The sequence below is a fragment of the Mesorhizobium sp. C399B genome (genome assembly GCF_030323185.1).
Taxonomy (GTDB): Bacteria; Pseudomonadota; Alphaproteobacteria; order Rhizobiales; family Rhizobiaceae; genus Mesorhizobium.
Window position 1 is genome coordinate 4,466,586 of the sequence record NZ_CP100472.1, and the last position, 22,917, is coordinate 4,489,502.

Here is a 22,917-nt window from a genome sequence, read left to right on the forward strand (position 1 = left end):
ACCATTCCGAGAGCCTGTCAGGCTGCCTGCGGCTCGTAACGCGATCCGTCCCTAAGGACGGCGAAGATTGTTCTTGCCATGCGATGTGCTAAAACGATGGCGACGACCTTCGCCTTCTTCCGGTTCAACATGCTTGATAGCCAATCCGATCCCGGCTCGCGCTTGAGCCTACGTCTAAGCATGATCTGCGCCATGGCGCCCAGATACAGCAAACGTCGGATATAACGGTTGCCCATCTTCGAGATCCGGCCCACCCTCTGCTTGCCTCCGGTGGAGTGCGGTTTGGGCGTGAGGCCGAGCCACGCCGCATAGTCTCTCGCGCAATCAAAATTGTCGACATCCGGCGTCGTCGCCGCGATGATCGTCGCCGTCAGCATCCCCACACCAGGGATCGTAGCCAGACGCTGGCTTGTCTCGCTTTGTTCGTAGGTCTCTTCGATCTCATCGGTCAACCGCTCGATCCGCTTGTTCGTCTCAGCCAACTGATCGAAGAGCAAACTCACGGCATCCGGGCCACTTCCGGCAGCAGATTCAGTTGTTCCTTCAATCGATCGACGTTCTGTGCGCCCTTTGCCGCTATGACGCCGAACTCCGTCATGTGTGCTCGGATAGCGTTGCCGATCTGCGTGCGTTGGCGAACCAGAGAGTCCCGCGTGCGGTGAAGAACCAGAACCGACGAGCAGGCTTCGCTCTTGATGGCGACAAACCGCATGGACGGGCGTGTCACGGCTTCACAGATGGCGGCCGCGTCTGCGGCATGCGTCTTCCCGCGCTTTACGTATGGCTTCACATAGGACGGCGGCATCAGACGGACGTCATGTCCCATCTGCTGAAGTCTGCGTCCCCAGTCGTGAGAGCCTGCGCAAGCCTCCATGCCGATCAGGCATCGCGGACGCTTCTGGAAAAACGCGAGCAACTGGCTGCGGCGAAGCTGGCGGCGCACGAGAACCCGACCGTTCTCGTCTGCACCATGAACCTGGAAGACACTCTTTGCGAGGTCGATACCGACTGTGGCAAGCTCTGACATGGATGGCTCCTCCAAACGGGACAATGACAGCCCGACTATGGCGCAATGCGACGCCGAGAGCAGGAGCCATCCACACCATCAATCGAAATGGCCTTCGCCAAGCTCAAGGCGCACCTGCGCGCAAAGGCCATCAGAACCATCGACGCCCTGTGGCAGGCAATTGGCGATATCTGCAATCTTTTCTCTCCAACAGAATGCAGAAACTACTTCGCTGCCGCAGGATATGGACTCACATGAAAGTCCGACGCTCTAGCCCGTCTTATGCCACGATGGGGCTTTGAGGCTGGCGGATGTAGCTTAAGCGATTGATTTGGCGTAGGATTCGGTTGCTTAGGCCAACCCTTCCACCGCATCTCGCGAGCCACACCCGCCATGACCGTGGATACGTTGCTGCCGCTGTCTTTTCCAGCCGTCGGACGCAAGAAGGTCACAGCTGCGTTTGACGGCGGACGCATCACCTCGGATGGCGGCGTCATGCTTTTGGCCGCGGCCGAGCGACGCCTGCAACTGGCGACAGGCTGGCCGCTGCGATCCACGATCCGCGCGATCCAGCGCGCGTGACGCACGCTATGGCCGACATCCTGCGTGCCCGCATCTTTGCCATCGCCTGCGGCTACGAGGATGCCAACGATCTCGACCGGCTGCGCACCGATCCGGCCTTCAAGCTCGCCTGCGGGCGGCTGCCCGACAGCGGGATTGATCTGTGCTCGCAGCCGACCTGTTCGCGGCTGGAGAACCTGCCCGACCTCAGGACCGTCATCCGGCTCGGCTGGGTGCTGGTCGATCTGTGGCTGTCGAGCTATGCCGCGCCGCCGAAAAGCGTCACGCTCGACATCGATGATACGCTGGATGTCGTTCACGGCCATCAGCAGCTCTCGCTCTTCAACGCCCACTACGACGAGCGTTGCTTCCTGCCGATCCACATCTACGACGCCGCGACAGGACGTCCGGTCGCGATGATCCTGCGTCCTGGCAAGACCCCGACGGGCAAGGAGATCCGCGGCCATCTGCGCCGTCTCGTGCGCCGCATCCGCGCGCGCTGGCCGACCACCCGCATCCTGATCCGTGGCGACAGCCATTACGGCCGGGCGCAAGTCATGGCCTGGTGCGAGAACAATGCGATCGACTACCTCTTCGGCCTACCCGGCAACAAGGTTCTGCAGCGGCTCGTCGACGAGAGCGCCGACGACATCCGCACCCGCCGCGCGCTCGAGCGCAAGTCTGTGCTGCGCGGCTATGCCGAGACCCGCTACAAGGCGAAGTCCTGGAAGGCCCCGCACCTGCGCTCGCATCGAGGCAACCACCCTCGGCCTCGACATCCGCTTCGTCGTCACCAATCTCGACAAAGGCTCCGCCGAGCACATCTACGACGTGATCTACTGCGCCCGCGGCCAGGCCGAAAACCTGATCAAGATGCACAAGAGCCAACTCGCCTCCGACCGCACCTCCTGCCGCTCACCGATTGCCAATCAGGGCCGTCTTGTCCTGCACACCGCCGCATACTGGTTAATGCTCACCTGCGCGAGGCGGTGCCCACGACCCATCATCTGCGCAACGCCGAGTTCGCTACGCTGCGGCTCAGGCTGCTCAAGCTCGGCGCCCGCGTCATCGAAACCGTCTCGCGCATCCGCCTGGCCTTCGCCGCCGCCTGTCCCGAGGCAAGTCTGTTCCGGGCGATCGCCAGCAATCTGCTACCGGCAGGACCATGACCGCCGGGGCAGCGGGCTCCGCCGAACCACACAGCTTCCACCCTCCAGCGCGTTCACAAGTCCAGACACAGCCGCGGTGAAAAAGACGCCGAGCCGCCACCTGTCCGCCGCTCAGCGGCAAACAAACCCAGATCCGTCATGAATAAGACGGGCTAGGCCCACGCCTGCACCGCCTGCGAGGAACGCAACGCTGAGTTGGCACGCCGCGCCATCGAGGCAATTGGCACAGACCCAAAAACAGCCTAAACGTAAAGCCATAATTCAGCCGGCAAGGCCATGAAGTCGAAACTCAACACAGTACGCGCTTGGGACATTCTGTCCGAGCTGCAAGCAGACGGTCGGATATCGAAAGCGAGCTTGCGAAACGCGTTCATCTCTCGGCGTCGGCTTGCTCGCCGCGGCCCCACATACTCGAAACTGGAGGGGCTATTGAAGGGTGTTATATTTGGCTCAGTCCATCCCTCACCGGGGGCGCGATCTTCGTCATGGTGGAGGTCGTTCTGGATCGTCACCGTCTCGAGGACCAACGACATTTCGAGACCGCGATTCACGCCACCCCCGAAGTTTTGGACTGCTGGGCTATCGGCGGGCGGATCGATTACCTGATGCGCGTAGCAGCACCTTCTATGGCTGCGTATCAGGATTTCATGGAAGGCCTGCGGCAGGTAGGCCTCGGGATCGATCAATACTATAGCCTTATCGTGACCAAATCCGTGAAATCCAATTCGCCGATCCCGTTGTCGGCTTCAAGACAACGGTGAGTTCCAAGCCGGTGTTTTCCACGGAGATTGACGCACGTTCCGTGCATTCGTCGGTCGAGGATGCGCATTCCCGTGGAAGCCGAGGTGTGTCCGTCGGTATAATCACACCTTGACGAGCGGCTGACCGAGTGTTTTCCGCAGAGCGATGAAGAGGAGAGGGGCGATGAGCCTAACCAATCTGGGAACAGCGCAAGTTCAAGAGAAGGATCGGAGCTTTGTCTTTCATCCGTCGACGCACTTGGCAAAGCACAGTCGCGGTGAGACGCCAAACCGAATAATGGCCGGTGCAGACGGTGTCTACATTTGGGATACGGAGGGCCGCAAAAGTCTCGACGGTTTCGGCGGGCTCTACTGCGTCAACATGGGATATGGATGCAAGGAGATCGCCGACGCCATTGCCAAGCAGGCGCATGAATTGCCGTTCGCTCATGTCTATGCCAGCCAAGGCACGGAGCCCGTTGCCCGTTTGGCGGAGGCCGTGGTCGAATACTTCGGGCAGAACATGCAAAGGGTCTATTTTGGCTTGTCCGGGTCCGATGCGAATGAAACCAACATCAAACTCGTCTGGTACTACAACAACATTCTGGGTCGCCCCGAAAAGAAGAAGATCATCTCGCGGCATCGCGGTTATCACGGTTCCGGGCTGGTCACCGGTAGCCTGACGGGCCTACCGTTTTTTCACAAGTTTTTCGACCTGCCTTTGAACCTGGTGCGCCATACAACGACGCCGCATTACTATCGCCAGGCGCATGAGGGCGAAACTGAGGAAGCCTTCTCCAAGCGCTGTGCAGATGAACTTGAAGCCCTTATCCTCGCCGAAGGTCTGGAGACGGTTGCAGCCTTTATCGGGGAGCCTGTACTTGGGACCGGCGGGATTGTTCCTCCCCCAAAGGGATACTGGACCGCCATTCAAGCGGTGCTCGACAAGTACGATATCCTTCTAATCGCCGATGAAGTGGTCTGCGGCTTCGCGCGAACCGGTGAGAAATTCGGTTCCCACCTCTATGGCATGCGTCCAGATTTCGTTACCATCGCCAAGGGCGTCAGTTCCGCCTACCTCCCCATCTCCGGGTCAATTATCGGCGACCGCGTCTGGAAGGTCCTGGAAGAAGGAACGGAGAAGCACGGAGCTCTGGGCCATGGCTGGACATATTCCGGTCATACGCTTTGCGCGGCGGCCGCACTCGCCAACATCAAAGTCCTTAAGGAAAGAAACATCCTGGAACATGTCCAGGATATCGGGCCCTATTGGCTTTCCCGCATGAAAGCCGAACTGGAGGGACATCCTATCGTCGGCGAAGTTCGCGGCGTCGGGATCCTGTCCGCTGTAGAGATGATGCGGGATCCCAAAGCGCGCGTACCTTTTGAGCCCGAGATGCAGGTCGGAGCGCGTGCCGCCGCTGCTCTGCTTGAGAATGGGGTCATCGGCCGGGCCATGCCGCATGCCGATATCCTCGGCTTTGCCCCGCCACTGATCATCACCAGGGACCAGGTGGACATCATCGTCGACGCCACGGCGAGATCAGTTGACACGACGTTCCGCGCTTTAAAGGCAGAAGGCGCAGTATAATTCTTGCGGGCGCCAACCAGCATTTTTTGCCGCTGCTGTCGGTCCTCCCATTTGGCTGCGGGCGGCGAGCCCTGCCGGTGCACCTCCCCGCCGGCAGGGCGCATTTCTGAGGCGTTGCAGGTTTACTGCATCTCGCCAGTAAATGGACATTGATAAGAACAGTATGATCAATATTGAAAAGCTTGATGTCGATCACCTGCCACCTGCAAGCAACAGCGCGTTGTCTTGAGCACCAGTACCAGCGCGTCGATCCCGTTATCGGTGCGTGCCCGCTTCGGCGGATGCCCATTCGGTGGGGCTCTGCACTACCGGGTATGAGTCATCAGAAGCGGAGCCGATGGTCTTTGACGAAGCGGCCCAGTTCGGCATTTCCTGGTGTGACGATCCCAATTATCGTTCTCCAGAGCATTTTGCGGTTTGACCCTTTGGCGCTGAAAGGCGCGAACAGCATTTCCTCGTCGCGGACCGTTATGACGACCATCTCCCATACGTTAGACCTGTTGCACATTTTTGTCCGGCGAAAACTGTCCGCTGAACGGATGGTCGACGGGGTGCCTTTGGCGGCGCGCGAATACGAGTGCCTGCAATGGGCAGCATGGCCTGGGAGATCTGCTGCATCCTTTGGATCACGCGGTGCACGGCCGCGTTTCCTCTCGAAAACGCCCGCGGGAAGCTCGGCGTAAGGGATCAGAAGCCAGTTGGTTGCGCGTCTCGCCAGTCCAAAATCCTCGCATCGCTAACGTTTCTGACCTATGCAACTGGACAGGCTGCGCCAACACAAAGCTTCCCCTTCCGGGGAATTTTCTCCTCCGAGGAGGCTTTGATTATCCAGCTGATTACACCAGGCTGCTACGAGGACTTCGCCGAGACCTGCATGCAAGGCGCGACCTGCGCTACTGCTTCTTGAGGGAGGCTCGACGGAAGGTGCGAGGTAATGGCGGCTACGAGATCGACTTCCTAACGCGTTAAGACCCTCACGAGCTCGCGCGGTTTCGAGGACCGGGTAGAAGGTTGCGTGCCGGCCTCTTGCCCACGACTGACCGGCGAAAGGGCCGCCGAGCTTGAGCAGCCTGAGCCGCAGCGTAGCGAACTCGGCGTTGCCGCAGATGATGGGTCGTGGGCACCGCCTCGCGCAGGTGAGCATTAACCAGTATGCGGCGGTGTGCAGGACAAGACGGCCCTGCGGATGTCGTCGGCGCTCTCGTCGACGAGCCGCTGCAGAACCTTGTTGCCGGGTAGGCCGAAGAGGTAGTCGATCGCATTGTTCTCGCACCAGGCCATGACTTGCGCCCGGCCGTAATGGCTGTCGCCACGGATCAGGATGCGGGTGGTCGGCCAGCGCGCGCGGATGCGGCGCACGAGACGGCGCAGATGGCCGCGGATCTCCTTGCCCGTCGGGGTCTTGCCAGGACGCAGGATCATCGCGACCGGACGTCCTGTCGCGGCGTCGTAGATGTGGATCGGCAGGAAGCAACGCTCGTCGTAGTGGGCGTTGAAGAGCGAGAGCTGCTGATGGCCGTGAACGACATCCAGCGTATCATCGATGTCGAGCGTGACGCTTTTCGGCGGCGCGGCATAGCTCGACAGCCACAGATCGACCAGCACCCAGCCGAGCCGGATGACGGTCCTGAGGTCGGGCAGGTTCTCCAGCCGCGAACAGGTCGGCTGCGAGCACAGATCAATCCCGCTGTCGGGCAGCCGCCCGCAGGCGAGCTTGAAGGCCGGATCGGTGCGCAGCCGGTCGAGATCGTTGGCATCCTCGTAGCCGCAGGCGATGGCAAAGATGCGGGCACGCAGGATGTCGGCCATAGCGTGCGTCACGCGCGCTGGATCGCGCGGATCGTGGATCGCAGCGGCCAGCCTGTCGGCCAGTTGCAGGCGTCGCTCGGCCGCGGCCAAAAGCATGACGCCGCCATCCGAGGTGATGCGTCCGCCGTCAAACGCAGCTGTGACCTTCTTGCGTCCGACGGCTGGAAAAGACAGCGGCAGCAACGTATCCACGGTCATGGCGGGTGTGGCTCGCGAGATGCGGTGGAAGGGTTGGCCTAAGTGTGGAGCCTCAACAGGTTGTCCCGGTTTAGATCGAGGCGACTGATAGGTGGTTTGGACTTTAGGCTGCCATGCGGGCGATGCCAATTGTATCTGTGTAGCCAGATTGGCAGTTCGGCGGCACGGTGATTTGAAGTCGGATAGGCGACGGCATAAGCCCATTCGCGCAGCGCCGTCTGGATGAAGCGGCTCGGCCTTGCCATTGGTCTTGGGCGTATAGGGTCTTGTCCTGACATGCTTGAGGCCGAGATCGCGGCAGGCCTTGGCGAAGGCCTTGGATCTGTAGCAGGAGCCGTTGTCGGTCATGACACGCGCTATCGCGACGCCGAGGCTGGCATAGTAGGCCACCGCTGCCTTGAGGAAGGCGATGGCGCTCTCCTTCTTCTCGTCGGCCAGAATTTGCGAGAAGGCGATGCGGGAAGCATCGTCGATGCAGACATGGACGAACTCCCAGCCGGCGCCGCGCGACTTGCCTTTTTGAGGATCGCCGGTGATGCGATGGCCGACCTGGCTGAAGCGGCCGAGCTTCTTGATGTCGATATGGATCATCTCGCCGGGATGCTCGCGCTCGTAGCGTCGGATCGGTTCGGCCGGCTCGATATCCCTTAGCCGTGACAGCCCGGCACGCTTGAGAACCCGGCTAACGGTGGCGGGCGAGACACCGACCTCCATGGCGATATGCTTGCCGGTCAGCCGCTGGCGGCGCAAGGCTGCGATGCGCTTGGCAATCGACGCGCCGGTGACCTGTGGCATATGGGCAGGCCGCGAGGAACGGTCGACCATACCGGCCCGCCCCTCGGCCTTATAACGCTCGACCCAGCGCGCCACGATCTTGGCCGACACGCCATAGACGCGCGCCGCATGGGCTTTGGAAAAACCGCCTTCTATCACCGACAGCGCCATCTCCTCTCGACGTAGCGGCGTGAGACGGGCATTCTTGTGGATGTTCATTCGGACCCTCCGATGGATGCTGAAGCCTGGTAACTCCAGTCTCCTCGGTCCGGTCCGAATGGACAACCTCCTGAAAGCTCACACCTAAGCAACCGAATCCTACGCCAATCAATCGCTTAAGCTACATCCGCCAGCCTCAAAGCCCCATCGTCGTGCATAAGACGGGCTAGCGTGATCATGGGATGAGGTCTTGTCAGTTGGTGCGGCGCGGCAGTGCGTTTGCGCATAGGACTGCATGTGTCGTGCCAACTAGGAAAATCGTTTCAGAACAATGCGTCCCCCTGATAGCGCTGTGTCGCATGTCCGACATCGTCGAAGATCCGACAATGACTGCAACCGTAAGCGCCTGATTGATCTCGTGTGCGAGCTCGCAGGATACCCTGCAAAACTCAAGCAGTGAAACTCACAGCGAACTTGGTTGTCTAAGTGGATCGGCAGGAAGCAGCGCTCGTCGTAATGGGCATTGAAGAGCGAGAGCTGCTGATGGCCGTGAACGACATCAACCGTGTCGTCGATGTCGAGCGTCACGCTTTGGGGGCGCGGCATAGCTCGACAGCCACAGATCGACCATCACCCAGCCGAGCCGGATGACGGTGCGCAGGTCGGGTAGGTTCTCCAGGCGCGAGCGCGTCGGCTGCGAGCACAGATCAATCCCGCTGCCGGGCAGCCGCCCGCAGGCGAGCTTAAAGGCTGGGTCGGTGCGCGGTCGGTCGAGATCGTTGGCATCTTCATAGCCGCATGCGATCGCAAGATGCGGGCGCGCAGAATGTCGGCCATGGCGTGTGTCACCCGCCGTGGGTAGCGCGGATCGTGCATCGCAGCGGCCAGGCTGTCGGCCAGTTGCAGGCGTCGCTGGCCGCGGCCAAAAGCATGACGTCACCATCCCTGGTGATGCGTCCGCCGTCAAACGCAGTGATCTTCTTGCGTCCAACGGCTGGAAATGAGAGCGGGAGCAACGTATCGTCGGTCATGGCGGGTGTGGCTCGCGAGACGCCGTGGCAGGGTTGGCAACCAGAATCCTCGCCAAATCAATCGCTTAGGCGACATTCGCCACATTCGACAACATCTCAGACCGGTCGTCGTACATAAGACGGGCTAGCTAGTCTAGGCGTTGACTCGAGCACGCATGATCCGAATTACAGGAGGGCACTCCCGACAAAACCGGGGTGCTGCCGCCGAGCCGAAAAAATCACTTTGACGTTCCAGGCTCCGCTTTCGTTGCCTTGCAACACATTGGGCGAGATTCTGGAAGGCCTATTCGGTGATCTTACGCCAACGATGGTAGAGAGCGTCGAATGAGCGACGTCTCCGCCCGACCCGTCCTCTGGATAGGCACCATTGACTACCGGGGAGCGGTATTGCGGATGCTCTAACCAGAGTCATGCGCTATTGGCATGTCGCACTGAATCCGATTTCATTGAGGTGCAATTAAACAATCTATGTAAGCGGTGCGCCAAGGCACCTTGCAATAGGCTGATGAACATGGAGCTTTCGCCCCATGACATTGGAACATGCGAGGGGCGATATGGTTGCCGAGATCAGCCGCGGCGCGCCGGCCGAAGATTGTGCAGCGGTGCCCGGGCGCGTGCGGCAGCGGAGGCTGTGGAGTTGCACGAAGAAGCGCGCGTTGGTCGACCTGGCGAGCGCGGCGGGTTCGTCGGTGACGGAGGTCGCGGAAGCGTTCGGCGTAGCTCCGTCACAGCTTTATGCCTGGCGCAAGCAGATGGCCGGTGGCGAGCTCGAGGCCGATCAGGCGATGGCAACTTTCGCGCGGATCGAAGTGAACGATCTGCCCGAGGTCGAGCGGCCCGTCGCCGATTGCCCGGACCCGGCCGCAGAATCGTCGTGGCCTTTCCGAACGGCGCGCGATTGCGGATCGACGGGACCGTCGATCCGACGGCGCTGCGTATCGTACTGGCGGAGTTGACCAGGTGATCACGGTGGTGCCGACCGACCGGATTTACTTGTGCTGCGGTGAGACCGATATGCGCCGCGGGATCAACAGCCTGGCGCGGATGGTGCAGCAGGTGCTCGCGCTCGACCCGCATCGGGCTCGAAGTAGCCGCCGATCGCCTGGTATCGTGCCACCATGGGCCGCGCTGGCGAGAGCGTGATGAGCGAGCTCGCCGGATTTGCTGGCACACTCCAGGCCGACGGATTCAGCGGCTATAACCAGATCTACAAGGGTGGCGCAATTCGAGAAGCTGCCTGCCTGGCCCATCTGCGCCGCAAGATATTCGACGTTCACGACAGCCAGCCGACCGAACTCAGCACGACGGCCATGGCCGGTATCCAGGCGATCTACCGGATCGAGGAAGAGATACGGGGGCTGCCGCCCGCCGAGCGATTGGCCGCACGACGAAGGCGAACCCGACCACTGGTCCTCGCGCTGCGACGACAGCTCATGCGCCAGGGCAAGGGTTTGTCGCGCCATGCCGATATCGCCAAGGCCTTCGCCTATGGCACCAACCGATGGCGCGCGTTCAATCGCTTCCTCTACGATGGCCAACTCGAGCCCGACAACCTCATCGCGGAGCGGGCCATTCGTGGATTTACGATCGGAAGGCGCAACTGGCTTTTCTCGGGCAGCTTCGCCGCGGCGGAGCGGTCCGCGGTCGTGCTCAGCATCATCGAGACCTGCAAGCTCTGCGGCGTCGATGCCGAAGCCTACATGGCCGATGTCACCGAGCGCATCCAGAACGACTGGCCAGCCTCGCGATGGGATGAGCTGATGCCGTGGAACTGGGCACGCCGCCAAGCGATGCCGCTCCCGTTGGGGGCATGAGCGCGATCGATGACATGGCGCTGTCGGACGAGGCGCTGGAGGCCTGGATGGCCGTCAAGACCAACCCCGCCCGCTGGTGCGACGATGTCGGCGCTTTATGGCTTCGTAACCGCGGCGGTCACCGGGCCGCGGTTCGCGACCCGCAAGACTGGATGTGTCCGCTCATGGGGTTGCGGCGCGACGTCCTGGCCAAAGGCTCTGCAACCGATCACGCCGTGTTTGCCAGCGTCGCCAGGATCCACAACCGGATCAACGAGACGCTCTTCGACAGACCGCAGGATTATGCGCCCCGATTCGCTACCAAGCCCAGCGGCGGCATCGACCCGCGGCCGTGGTGCCAGGGGTTCTACGCGGCCATCAATTTCAACATCAAAAAATGGAAATCGCTACTCGACCTCAACAGCCCCAACCACGGCCTGCTGCTGCCGATCCTGATCTACTGCGTCGACAAAAAGGGCAGGCCCGTCCTCGGCAAGCCCAGGCCGGGGCCCGAGACCGCGCGCTTCATCGAGCACCAGGCGTACAAAGACATCGCCCTCGTCATCCCCGCCCTCCGCGAACCCCACTACGTCACCCACTACGATCCGCAGTGATCGGCGCCGGCGGGCCGACCAACGAGCGATCTAACCATCAAGTCGATTTCGGGAAAGGTGCCTTGGCGCACCGCTTACCAATCTATAGAGAGGAATGCAGCCTAAAATGCTACAATATGATCGGCGCGCGAGCCCTAAAAGCTGCGCCAGCCGTTGATTTCTGTTTCATATTTCCAAAAGCCGCAAAGGAGCCAATAGGTGGAGATTATCCCGTCTGATCAAGAGAACATCCTCATCGGCATTCGTCCGATAGAACGCGCCGACGAGGACGCCTTGCTTTCTTCCGAAGTTGCCGTACTAGGACACGCTGTTGCCAAACTCCGTCGCCAAAGCGGTGCCGCTAGAATAATTGCTCGGACACTTCTTGGCGAACTGGGATTTCCACCGACGCCTATTCCAAAGACACATTCTGGTGTTCCGACATGGCCAGCCGGCATTGTTGGATCTTTGGCTCATCACGGTACAGTAGCAGCAGCTGCCATTGCAGAGAAGAGAAGGGTTGCAGCGCTTGGTATCGACATAGAACCTAATGAACCTCTGCCGGAGGACTTAATCGAAATGATTGCTACCCCGCGCGAGCAACGGATGTACGGCTTACGGCTGCTCCAGCGGCGAGATCTGTTTGTTTTGAAGGAGGCCGTGTATAAAGCCTACTTTCCACTATATATGGCTTTTCTTGAATTCCAGGATGTTGAAATCGATATTCACACCCGACTTGGATATGTTCCGAGGTCAAATTGCACATTTTTATTGGAGTTACATACTTCCGATAATGTAATCGGCTTAGCATATTCGCTGCCAGAGCGGATGTAAGCTAAACTCTGCTCAGTAGCCATCAGTCCACCACTCCTTCCTGTAGATGTCATACAATTCGTGTCGCCGCGTTCCCTCGAATGTTTCGATCCATTGATATTGCACGGCTTGCCTAGAACATCTAAGCGCGAGCTAGGGAGGCCAAGTTAAGACATAATGTCCAAAAGCCCGCAATGGGTTTCTGCAATGGGTGGCGAGCAGACCTCCCACGCAAGTCTCCTTGGAAAGAACAGAGAGAAATCCGCGCACAGGGTCTGTAGATCCATGCACGGACCCAGACCGCGTCCTGGGGTGGTTGCGCGGCAGTCGATCACTCGACTGCGATCAGCCCAGAGCTAGACTCTGCAACTGAAGGGCCTTCGACCAGCCTGACCAACCTCAACGCGGAAGAGGTTGCCGGACTCGGGAAATCGAAGAAGTTCATCAGACGATTGCCTGGCTCGCCGTGAGGTTATGAACAGTGCTCTCAGATCTTCGCCGCCAAGTGCCACACAGGTCGGCGCCATAGTCGGCATATCCACGCGATCTGTGAGGTGGCCGTTTCGATCGATACGGACGACACAGCCGCCTCGTAGCCTGGCGCTCCAGTAGCCCCCTTCAATGTCCACGGTGGCACCATCAGGCGATCCGGGGGCAATGTTCGGGCTGCCAGCGGGCCTATCTCGGCAAGACCCGCAAATTGCGGAGCCACGGCGAAACGCCGGATGGTGCCTTCCGTTGTGTCGGTGAAGTACATGATCCGGCCGTCGGGCGAAAATGCCAGTCCGTTGGCGGCCGCTACGCCGCTGAAGAGTTTAATGACCTCGCCATTGGACGCAATGCGATAGACGCCTCCGACTGGCTCACGGGTCTGTTCATTGTATGTGCCCAAGACGATCCCACCGTAGGGGTCGATCGCGGCCTCGTTGACACGGGTTTGCGCAAGATGCGGCTCGATTTCGGCGACTTGGGAGAAGTCGGTGAAGGTTGGGTCCGTGATGACTATAGACTTAGGAAAGCCGAGCACGAAGCCATCACGCGCGCGTGGAAAGACGAACGCCGCACGACTGGGAAGCTGCCGCACAGCCGCAACTTTCCCGTTGTCGTCCCAGCGGAACACGCACTTTCCTTCAATGTCAGTCCACCAAAGGCTCTGGTCCAATGCGTTCCAGTTGCATCCTTCGCCGAGGAGGTTGTGGCAATCGAACGCCGCGCGCGCGTGATGGAGCCGCATTCACTTTGCGCTCTGCATATTCCGGGTCCGAAGTTCGGCAGGATCGACAGCGAAGGGTTCGAGTTTTTCGTGATCGAACACCACCCCAGGTCCGGGTGTTTCAAATGGAGAGGCCACTCCGTTCTCCAGGCGAAGTTCCGCCTGAAGTACGCCCATTTCGGAGAGGCTCCCGCCGTGCACGCATTCGAGAATGTCCGCCTTGTCGATTGCACACATCAATGCGACGGAGAGTTCGGACATGTAGTGGGGCGCCATGGTGCGGTGGAAGGACGCTGACAGATTGGCGATCTTCAGCCACTCGCTGATACCTCCGACGCGGCATACGTCCGCTTGGACGATGTCGACGGCGTTGGCCTGGAGATAATCGGCAAACTGATGCCGCGTATATAGGCTCTCGCCGACCGCAATGGGCAGCGCTACGAAGCCGCGTAGGTCGGCGTGACCGCGAATATCCTCGGCATGGAGAGGCTCTTCGATCCAGCCAAGATCGAACGTCGCGAGTTTCTGCAGTCGGATCATGCAGTCGGCGACATTCCAGCGCTGATTAGCATCGACGAACAGTCGTCGCGTGGGGCCGATCAGTTTCTTCACGGCTACGATACGGTCGAGATCTTCTTCCGCGGCGTCCCGACCGATTTTTATCTTCACCGCATTGTGCCCCTGCGCCAGGAACTTATCTACCTGGTCGAGAAGAGCGTCGCTGTCGAGGAAGAGGTCAATGCCACTGCCATAGGTGCGGATGCTTTCGCGCCGCGCGACGAGCAGACGGTGTAATGGAACGTTGTACCACTTGGCCGAAATATCCCAAAGCGCGATGTCGATCGCGCCCAATGCGAGGGTGTTGATGCCCCCGGTGCCGCTGCGGTGCAATTGGCCATAGAGCAGCCGGTCGTCTACGGCATACGTCCCGAGCATATCAACGTCGCGCCCGACGGCTTGCCGGCAATTGTTTCGGTGCTGGAGCCGACCGGCTCCGAGACACAGATCTTTGCGAAGCTCGGTGAGGATCCTGCCGGCGATGGTGATGACGACCTCGTCCAGGTGCCAGACATCGTTTCGGCTGTGCTGCTTGCGGCACAAGCTCTATGCTGCAAATCCCTGAACGCGAGTTAAGTTGTTAACGCCGCGGCAGATGCTTGACAGCGATCCGCAATTGAACGGACGATTGACAGCGCTCAATCGTCCTATGTCCGACGATGTCGGATAAGCAACATAGCAGTGTTAGGCTATCATATTGGTTGAGAACGATTTCTCCTTTGGCATGGTACATGCGTACTCCTCTACAAGGCGCACAGACTGAGGAGAAGTCGTCCGATGATCAGGCTCACTGGAAACTCAGACCAGGTTAAGGTGGCGGCTGCGATGCTGCCGGAGACGATATTTGGAGCCGTGGGGGCTTGCCGGGCACTTTGGGAAGATGTGGCTCCGCGCAAGAGTTTCGTTACCGTCAGTGCACGCCATATTACACAAGCGACTGTGGGCGCGGTTACCCCCGAGCAAATCCGAACCAGTGTGATTAGTTTGGGCCGCTACGTGCCGCGGCGCCTGGGGCGGGCACTGCCCGGCCTACTGGGTGGACTGCTGGAGGGGTGAAGATGGCATATCGGTCTTCTCCAGTGCGCGGAGGCGCTTGCGAACCAGGCGGTCGGGATAGGCAACCTGCAGCCCGATCAATCTCCTCCAGCGTCTTTGTTGGCAGTGGTACGCTTGCTATCAGCTGCGCTCAGCTGGCAATTGAGATGGGCCACGTCATTGGTGCGGCCCTGTGTGGCGATGCCATATTCGCAGAGTGGGCGGCGCGCGCCAAGATCCCCCGCATGGCGAGTGTTGAAGAGCTCTCCTCTCTTTTGAAGACCGAGCCGGTGGATTGGATACTCTCCGTTGCCAATCCGTTCATACTGCCACCGGACGTGTTTGGAACTGTGCGTCAAGGTGCTTTCAACTACCACGACGGTCCATTGCCACGATATGCGGGAACGCACGCGACGTCCTGGGCGCTGCTGGCGCAAGAGACCGAATATGCCATCACGTGGCATCGTATCGATGATGGTGTTGATACGGGTGACGTGGTGGTCCAGCGCCAAGTGCTGATTGCGCCTACCGATACGGCACTGACCCTGAACCTCAAATGTTATGAGGCCGCTGTCGAGGGTTTCCGCGAGCTTTTAACTGGCCTCAAGAGCGGGAAGCTTATTGCTTATCCGCAGGCGCTGGTGAACAGAAGCTATTTTCCGAGACGTCGACGCCCAGATGCGGCAGGCTGTCTGCGATGGGATCGATCCGCGCAAGATTTGTCAGCGATGACGCGTGCCCTAGACTTTGGGCCATATCATCCCAATCCATTGTGTCTGCCCAAGGCTCTCGTAGGCGATGGGGTTGTCACAGTCAGACGCCTGGAGGTGCTACAACGCTCGGGCTTTCCGGCAGGTTGCCTGCTTGAAATCCACTCCAGCCACTGGCGGGTGGCGACGGGTACGCAGGATGTTGAGGTTTGCTTTGGCAGCTCCGATGGTCAGGCGCTGGACGCGCGGGACCTCGCCAGGCATTCCAATCTGAATGAAGGTGATCGTCTGCCAATTTTGAGCGATGAAGAGGCGCAGAGCATAACTGCCACCCATGAATTGCTGGCGCCTCGGGAGGATTTTTGGCGACGGCGGCTAGAGCAGTTTAAAATATTGCAACTTCCTTTCCTGTCGTCGTCCGTCGCTGAGGCGCCGCCCAGATGGCAATCCAGTTCGTGGTTCATTCCAAGTGCTTTAGCTAAGCTGTCGCCACATGATCGCACGGAATGCTTGGTAACGGCTTGGCTGATCTATCTCGCCCGCATCACGGGAGAAAAAGAGCTTCAACTGGGATGGACGCCCGCATCGGATAGATCGCAAGTTGGCTCTAAAGCGATGGAGGTGCTTATCGCCTCTGTCGCGCCGATGGAAGTTACCATTGATCTTGCACATGATTTTGAAGAAATACGCAAAATGGTGGCAGCCGAATGCGCTCAGCTGAGGGAGCGCGGTAGCTTTGCGCGGGATCTTATCGCGCGCTGGCCCACAGTGCGAGGTGTGGAGCCGCTACGGTCGCACCAGCCCTGGCCGCTTGGCCTCACAATCACGACAGACAGCTGTTCTGTCGCTGGCGATTTGACGTCGAGCCAAGGTGCTGGGGCACGCCTATGCGGCGATTTGCTGACGTTTGAGGTCTGCGTTCAGGATGGGAGCTTTCGATGGCAGTTTGATGCAAGTCGACTAGCGCCGAAGCAAATCGGCCGTATGACACAGCATTTGCAAACTTTGTTATATGGTGTGACGACCGATGCAGGCCAGCCGGTCGGTCGGATTGAACTGCTGCCGGCCGAGGAGCGGACCTATCTGCTGGAGGAGCTGAACCGGACGGCGGCGGCCTATCCGTCGGAGCGGTGCATCCATGAGCTGTTCGAGGCGCAGGTGCATAAAGCGCCGGAGGCGGTGGCGCTGGTCTGCGAGGACGAGCGGTTGAGCTATGGCGAGCTCAACGCGCGGGCCAACCGGCTGGCGCACCATCTGATCGGGCTCGGGGTCAGGCCGGACCAGCCGGTAGCGATCTGCCTGGAGCGCAGCCCAGCCATGGTGGTGGGGCTTTTGGCGATCCTCAAGGCGGGCGGTGCCTATCTGCCGCTGGACCCGGCTTATCCCTGCGCGCGGCTGCAGCAGGTTCTCGAGGATGCGGCGCCGCGGCTGCTGCTGGCCGATTCGGCCGGACGCGCAGCACTGGGCGCCGAGGCGCTGGCCGATGTGACGGCGATCGATCTGGAGACGGCGACCCCGACCTGGGCCGGGCTGCCCGCCTTGAACCCGGACCCGCACGCCCTTGGCCTCACCGCGCGCCATCTCGCCTATGTCATCTACACCTCCGGCTCAACCGGAACCCCAAAGGGCGTCATGGTCGAGCATGGCAGTCTGGTGAACTATTTGCATTGGTCGGATCGCCGCCATTACGAACGAGCTGCGAACGGCTCGCTGATGCTGATGTCGTTTAGCTTTGACGGCAGCATTACGACTTTGTTCGGGCCTCTGTTGGCGGGCGCCAGGCTCCGCATTCTAATAGACTGGATTGGTGCTGTAGAGGATGGTCAGACCTATGATCTGATCAAGCTGACGCCTTCGCATCTAAGCATGCTGAACAAACGACTTGAAGCCCACAATGGACCGGCTCCGGCAAGAGCGCTCATGGTCGGGGGCGAGGCCTTAGTTCCGGCAGACATGCAGTTTTGGCAAGAGCGTTTCCCGAGCGTGCGTCTGATTAATCATTTTGGTCCGACAGAAGCAACGGTTGGATGTGCCACATTCGAGATATCCCAATCTGTCGAGGGTATGGCCTCGATCCCGATTGGCCGTCCGATTGCGAACACGCAGGTGTACCTGTTGGACGGGCATGGTGCGCCCGTTCCGTTCGGGGCGGTGGGTGAGCTTTACATCGGCGGGGCGGGGGTTGCGCGTGGCTACCTGAACCGTCCCGATCTGACGGCGGAGCGGTTCATCGCCAGTCCCTTTGTGGAAGGCGCCCGGATGTACCGGACCGGCGACCTGGCGCGCTATCTGCCGGACGGCAATCTGGAGTTTCTGGGCCGCAACGACGACCAGGTGAAGATCCGCGGCTTCCGCATCGAGCCGGGCGAGATCGCGGCGCGGCTCATCGAGCACGCCTGGGTGCGCGAGGCGGTGGTGGTAGCGCGCCAGGACCGCGCCGGCGACAAGCATCTTGTCGCCTATGTCGTGTGTGGACCCGAGGCCGGCTCGGACGATGACGACGGAGGCGGGCTTGCCGGCCCCTTGCGCGCGCATGTGAGCGGGCGGCTGCCGGACTACATGGTGCCGTCGGCGTTCGTGCGGCTATCGGCGCTGCCGCTGACGCCGAATGGCAAACTGGACCGCAAGGCGCTGCCGGCGCCGGCCGACGACGCCTATGCGCGGGCGGCCTATGAAGCGCCGCAGGGCGAGGTCGAGACGCTGCTGGCCCGGAACTGGCAAGAGCTGCTCGGCCTCGAGCGGGTCGGCCGCCACGACCACTTCTTCGAGCTCGGCGGCCACTCGCTCTTGGCGGTTCAACTGATGGAGCGTCTGCGGCGGCTGTCGCTTGGGGTGGAGGTGCGCACCCTGTTCGCCAGGCCGGTGCTTGCCGATCTTGCCGCAGGCTTGGGCAGCCATCATGAGGTGGCGGTCCCTGCCAACCTGATCACCGAGCACAGTACGGCGATTACGCCGCAGATGCTGCCGCTCATTGAGTTGGCCCAGCCGGAGATCGACCGGATCGTCGGCACGGTGCCCGGTGGCATCGGCAACATCCAGGACATTTATGGCTTGTCGCCGCTGCAGGACGGCATCCTGTTCCATCATCTGCTGGCCAGCCGGGGCGATCCCTACCTGCTGGTGTCGCAGATGGCGTTCGCCGACCATGACCTGTTGGAGCGCTATCTTGGTGCGGTTCAGCAGGTAGTGGATCGGCACGACATCCTGCGTACGGCCTTTGTCTGGGAGGGGCTGTCCAACCCGGCGCAGGTGGTCTGGCGCACTGCACCGCTGGATGTGGTCGAGGTTGAGCTGGATGCAGATGGTGGTCCTGGCCATGAGCAGTTGAAGCGCCGTTTCGACCCACGTCAGCATCGTATTGATCTCGGCCGGGCGCCATTGATGCGGTTCGTGATCGCCGTCGAACCAGATAGTGACCGTTGGCTGCTGTTGAGCTTGCACCATCATCTGATCGGGGATCACACGACGTCGGAGGTGCTACATTCCGAGGTCGAGGCGGTGCTGGGGGGCCGAGGGCATGAGCTGGGCACGCCGCAGCCGTTCCGCAATCTGGTGGCGCAGGCGCGCATGGGGGTTGATGCCAAGGCGCATGAGCAGTTCTTCCGGGGTCTGCTGGCGGACATCGATGAGCCGACCATGCCGTTCGGGCTGAGCGAGGTCCGCGGCGACGGCAGCGGTGTCGGCGAGGCGCATCGGATGCTGCCGCAGGCGCTCAACGATCGGCTGCGGGAACAGGCGCGGCGGCTTGGGGTGAGCCTGGCCAGCCTGTGCCATCTGGCCTGGGGGCAGGTGGTGGCGCGCAGCAGCGGGCGAGAGCAGGTGGTGTTCGGCACGGTGCTGTTTGGCCGCATGCATGGCGGTGCGGGCGCCGACCGGGCGATGGGCCTGTTCATGAACACCCTGCCATTGCGTCTGGATCTGGACGGGACGGGGATCGAGGAGAGCGTTCGGGCCACACATGCGCGGCTGGCGGAGCTGCTGGCGCACGAGCATGCCTCGCTGGCGCTGGCGCAACGCTGCAGCGGCGTTGCGGCGCCGGCGCCGCTGTTCAGCGCGCTATTGAACTACCGCCACAACACGCCGGCGGCCATGTCAGGCTCCGGACCGGATGATGTCCTGTCGGGCGTGGAATGGCTGGGCGGCGAGGAACGCACCAACTATCCGCTGACCCTGTCGGTGGAGGATTATGGCGAGGCGCTCGGCCTGACGGCGCAGGTGGCGGAGCCAATCTCTGCGGATCGGGTCTGCGGCTACATGCAGCACGTGCTCGGGCAACTGGCAGGGGCACTGGAGCATGCCCCCAATACGCCGGTGCGTAACCTGAGCATCCTGCCGACCGACGAGCGGGCCTATCTTTTTGAGGAATTGAACCGGACGGCGGCGGCCTATCCGTCGGAGCGGTGCATCCACGAGCTGTTCGAAGCGCAGGTGCGCCAAGCGCCGGAGGCGGTTGCGCTGGTCCATGAGGACGAGCGGCTGAGCTATGGCGAGCTCAACGCGCGGGCCAACCGGCTGGCGCATCATCTGATCGCACTGGGTGTGAAGCCGGACCAGCCGGTGGCGATCTGCCTGGAGCGGAGCCTGGCGATGGTGGTGGGACTTTTGGCGATCCTGAAGGCGGGGGGTGCCTATCTGCCGCTGGACCCGGCGTATCCGTTCCAGCGGCTGCGGCAGATTCTCGACGATGCCACGCCGCACCTGCTGCTGGCCGATGCGGCCGGCCGCGCAGCACTCGGCGCCGAGGCACTGGCCGATGTGAGCGTGGTCGAACTGGATACGGCGACCCCGGCCTGGGCCGAGTTGCCGGCCTCGAACCCGGACCCGCGCACCCTTGGCCTCACCGCGCGCCATCTCGCCTATGTGATCTACACCTCAGGCTCAACCGGAACCCCAAAGGGCGTCATGGTCGAGCACCGGGGAGTGGTGAATCACACAACTTGGCAGGCGGATCGATTCCGACTTGCTGCCCACGACATTTTCTTGCAGCGAACCTCCCCCTCTTTTGATGCCGCGGTTTGGGAGCTATGGACATCCTTGTCGATTGGGGCCCAATTAACTCTTCTCCCCTTCGACAGCCAATTAGATGTCCGAACAATTCTGGATATAGTAAATAAGTATCGGGTGACAGTACTTCAGTTGGTTCCGTCGCTGCTTTCGGCATTGACAACGGGTGATGATGTTCATCCCAAGCAAGTCCGTAGTTTACGTTACACATTCTGCGGCGGAGAGCCGCTCCGGAATGAGCATGTAGCTAAATGGCTGCAATTGGCATCGCGGCCACTTGTCAATCTCTATGGGCCTAGTGAGGCAACGATTGACGCGACAGCCTGGGTGTATTCCGCTGGATTAGACAGGCCAGTTGTCCCGATCGGGCGTCCGATAGCGAACACGCGGGTGTATCTTCTGGACGGTCAAGGTGCGCCCGTGCCGTTTGGGGTGGTGGGTGAGCTTTACATTGGCGGGGCAGGCGTTGCGCGTGGCTACCTGAACCGCCCCGAGCTGACGGCGGAGCGGTTTCTGGCCGATCCGTTCAGCGATGGGGCAGGCGCGCGGATGTACCGGACCGGCGACCTGGCGCGTTATCTGCCGGACGGCAATCTGGAGTTCCTCGGCCGCAATGACGACCAGGTGAAGATCCGCGGCTTCCGCATCGAGCCGGGCGAGATCGCCGCGCGGCTTTGTGAGCACGACCGGGTGCGTGAGGCGGCGGTAGTGGCGCACGAGGACCGCGCCGGCGAGAAGCAGCTTGTCGCCTATGTGGTGTGTGGACCCAATGCCGGCTCGGACGAGGACGATGGAGGCGGGCTTGCCGCCGCCTTGCGCGCGCATGTGAGCGGGCGGCTGCCGGACTACATGGTGCCGGCTGCGTACGTGCGGATCGAGGCGCTGCCGCTGACGCCGAACGGCAAGCTCGACCGCAAGGCGCTGCCGGCGCCGGCCGACGACGCCCATGCGCGGGCGGCCTATGAGGCGCCGCGCGGCGCGGTCGAGACGGCGCTGGCGCAGATCTGGGCGGAGCTTCTGGGTGTCGAGCGGGTCGGACGCCATGACCACTTCTTCGAACTCGGCGGACACTCGCTCTTGGCGGTGCAGCTACTCAGCCGAGCATCAGATCTTGGACTGAAGTTTAGCGCGGCTGATCTCTTTCATGCTCCTGTCCTGAAGGAGCTTGCATCGAGGGTCGAGATTGACTTTCACCGTCATAGACCTGGCATTCTACCCGTTCGTGCGACGGGATCTCAACCGCCGCTCTTCTTTGTTCCCGACGGTTGGGGCGATTGTTCCTACGTCATCAGTTTGGTAAAGGAAATGAACATAGACTGTCCCGTCTATGCTTTGCCATGGCCGTCTTCCGATGAAGCTCGTTCATTGACCCTTGAAGCGATTGCTGACACGGTCATCCTGGCAATCAAAGAGATTCAGCCGCAAGGTCCATACCGCTTTGCAGGATACTGCTCGGGTGGCATCTTGGCTTACGCCATAGCCCAGCGCTTACTGGGTCTGGATGAAGCCGTGTCTTTCATGGCGTTCATCGATGTTACGCTATTTGCAAATCGATCGAGCATATCCCCCTCTCAGATCCTCCGAAATATGGTATTGGACCGTTTCGAATCCTTGGATGATGAGAGCTTCGAAGTGTTGGACCGCTTTGCTGGACAATGTTCAATTGCTCAGCTGCTTGAAAAGGCACAGAAAATCGAGGCGATACCTCCGGATCGTGATCTCCACGATGACATTCTGATGTTTGAAAGAACCGCCCAATTTCATAGGGCGCTGCAGTCGTATCAAGTTCCGTCCCTGCCAATTGAGATTCATCAGTTTTATGCAGCTGATCCTTTCCCCAGCCGTCGTGTGCGACTGGGCGAGAGCTCAATTGGCCCAGAGGCAAGATCGCTCATGCGCGGCTGGGACCGAATTTTAAGTGCGACGGCCATCCATGCAGTTCCAGTTCCAGGCAATCACAACACGATGGTGGGAAACCGAGAAAATCGCAAAGTGCTGGCACGCATGTTATCAAGAGCCTTAAATAGTTTCGCCGACAACACACGCTAAGAAGAGGTGACGATGACGCGCTTGCCCCCGCCCCAACTCTTACCTCCCATCGACTTGCTTGCTCCTTACCGCGGGAGGCGATGAGAGCATCCAACTGAATAGATATGGGCG

Annotated in this window: 11 protein-coding genes and 7 pseudogenes; 11 read left to right on the forward strand and 7 right to left on the reverse strand. The window is 60.7% G+C overall.

Features of this window, described 5'->3' with window-relative positions; translation table 11 throughout:
* Positions 1 to 17: 17 nt before the first annotated feature.
* Positions 18 to 1,027 (reverse strand): annotated as a pseudogene (locus NLY36_RS21305) (IS110 family RNA-guided transposase).
* Between the two features lie 66 nt (positions 1,028 to 1,093).
* Here NLY36_RS21305 and NLY36_RS21310 point away from each other — a divergent pair.
* The 4 genes and pseudogenes from NLY36_RS21310 to NLY36_RS21325 all read left to right on the forward strand — a co-directional run.
* Positions 1,094 to 1,264 (forward strand): annotated as a pseudogene (locus NLY36_RS21310) (IS630 family transposase); the annotation flags it as partial.
* Positions 1,265 to 1,399: 135 nt separating this feature from the next.
* Positions 1,400 to 2,736 (forward strand): annotated as a pseudogene (locus NLY36_RS21315) (IS1380 family transposase).
* A 485-nt stretch (positions 2,737 to 3,221) separates the two neighbouring features.
* Positions 3,222 to 3,497 carry an Lrp/AsnC ligand binding domain-containing protein gene (locus NLY36_RS21320; protein ID WP_023737328.1) on the forward strand — a complete coding sequence of 92 codons (276 nt, stop codon included), beginning with the start codon at positions 3,222 to 3,224 and terminating at the stop codon, positions 3,495 to 3,497.
* 163 nt (positions 3,498 to 3,660) lie between these two features.
* Positions 3,661 to 5,067 carry an aminotransferase gene (locus NLY36_RS21325; protein ID WP_031249535.1) on the forward strand — a complete coding sequence of 469 codons (1,407 nt, stop codon included), beginning with the start codon at positions 3,661 to 3,663 and terminating at the stop codon, positions 5,065 to 5,067.
* A 1,054-nt stretch (positions 5,068 to 6,121) separates the two neighbouring features.
* Here NLY36_RS21325 and NLY36_RS21330 read toward each other — a convergent pair.
* From NLY36_RS21330 to NLY36_RS21340, 3 pseudogenes are all read right to left on the reverse strand, one after another.
* A pseudogene (locus NLY36_RS21330) lies at positions 6,122 to 7,074 on the reverse strand (IS1380 family transposase); the annotation flags it as partial.
* Between the two features lie 38 nt (positions 7,075 to 7,112).
* Positions 7,113 to 8,067, reverse strand: a pseudogene (locus NLY36_RS21335) (IS481 family transposase).
* A gap of 423 nt (positions 8,068 to 8,490) precedes the next feature.
* Positions 8,491 to 9,038 (reverse strand): annotated as a pseudogene (locus tag NLY36_RS21340) (transposase); the annotation flags it as partial.
* A gap of 527 nt (positions 9,039 to 9,565) precedes the next feature.
* Here NLY36_RS21340 and NLY36_RS21345 point away from each other — a divergent pair.
* The 5 genes from NLY36_RS21345 (at position 9,566) to NLY36_RS21360 (ending at position 12,258) form a co-directional block, all read left to right on the forward strand.
* Positions 9,566 to 9,994, forward strand: coding sequence for a transposase (locus NLY36_RS21345; RefSeq protein ID WP_245260341.1), 429 nt, complete (start codon positions 9,566 to 9,568; stop codon positions 9,992 to 9,994).
* A gap of 58 nt (positions 9,995 to 10,052) precedes the next feature.
* Positions 10,053 to 10,181, forward strand: a complete 129-nt coding sequence (locus NLY36_RS31620) for a hypothetical protein (RefSeq protein ID WP_084026301.1) — start codon at positions 10,053 to 10,055, stop codon at positions 10,179 to 10,181.
* Positions 10,181 to 10,852, forward strand: coding sequence for an IS66 family transposase (gene tnpC / locus NLY36_RS21350; RefSeq protein ID WP_023737177.1), 672 nt, complete (start codon positions 10,181 to 10,183; stop codon positions 10,850 to 10,852). The genes NLY36_RS31620 and tnpC overlap by 1 nt, the downstream gene beginning before the upstream one ends.
* A complete protein-coding gene (locus tag NLY36_RS21355; RefSeq protein WP_023737178.1) occupies positions 10,849 to 11,445 on the forward strand; it encodes a UPF0149 family protein in 597 nt (198 codons plus the stop codon). Before tnpC ends, NLY36_RS21355 begins: the two co-directional genes overlap by 4 nt.
* A 198-nt stretch (positions 11,446 to 11,643) precedes the next feature.
* Positions 11,644 to 12,258, forward strand: a complete 615-nt coding sequence (locus NLY36_RS21360) for a 4'-phosphopantetheinyl transferase family protein (RefSeq protein ID WP_031249486.1) — start codon at positions 11,644 to 11,646, stop codon at positions 12,256 to 12,258.
* Between the two features lie 335 nt (positions 12,259 to 12,593).
* Here the strand turns inward: NLY36_RS21360 and NLY36_RS31625 are convergent, their stop codons facing one another.
* The 3 genes and pseudogenes from NLY36_RS31625 to NLY36_RS21370 all read right to left on the reverse strand — a co-directional run bounded on the left by NLY36_RS31625 (position 12,594) and on the right by NLY36_RS21370 (position 14,386).
* Positions 12,594 to 12,866 carry an SMP-30/gluconolactonase/LRE family protein gene (locus NLY36_RS31625; RefSeq protein ID WP_353620111.1) on the reverse strand — a complete coding sequence of 91 codons (273 nt, stop codon included), beginning with the start codon at positions 12,864 to 12,866 and terminating at the stop codon, positions 12,594 to 12,596.
* A gap of 131 nt (positions 12,867 to 12,997) precedes the next feature.
* Positions 12,998 to 13,471: pseudogene (locus NLY36_RS31630) on the reverse strand (SMP-30/gluconolactonase/LRE family protein); the annotation flags it as partial.
* Positions 13,472 to 14,386 carry a mandelate racemase/muconate lactonizing enzyme family protein gene (locus NLY36_RS21370; protein ID WP_156933286.1) on the reverse strand — a complete coding sequence of 305 codons (915 nt, stop codon included), beginning with the start codon at positions 14,384 to 14,386 and terminating at the stop codon, positions 13,472 to 13,474. It abuts the pseudogene before it with no gap.
* On the opposite strand from NLY36_RS21370, the gene NLY36_RS31795 reads away from it, so the two are divergent.
* On the forward strand, positions 14,336 to 14,584 hold the full coding sequence (locus tag NLY36_RS31795; protein WP_502882018.1) for a TOBE domain-containing protein: 249 nt from the start codon (positions 14,336 to 14,338) through the stop codon (positions 14,582 to 14,584). The two genes, NLY36_RS21370 and NLY36_RS31795, sit on opposite strands and share 51 nt — an antisense overlap.
* A gap of 626 nt (positions 14,585 to 15,210) precedes the next feature.
* On the forward strand, positions 15,211 to 22,806 hold the full coding sequence (locus NLY36_RS21380) for a non-ribosomal peptide synthetase (RefSeq protein WP_286461376.1): 7,596 nt from the start codon (positions 15,211 to 15,213) through the stop codon (positions 22,804 to 22,806).
* Positions 22,807 to 22,917 lie beyond the last annotated feature (111 nt).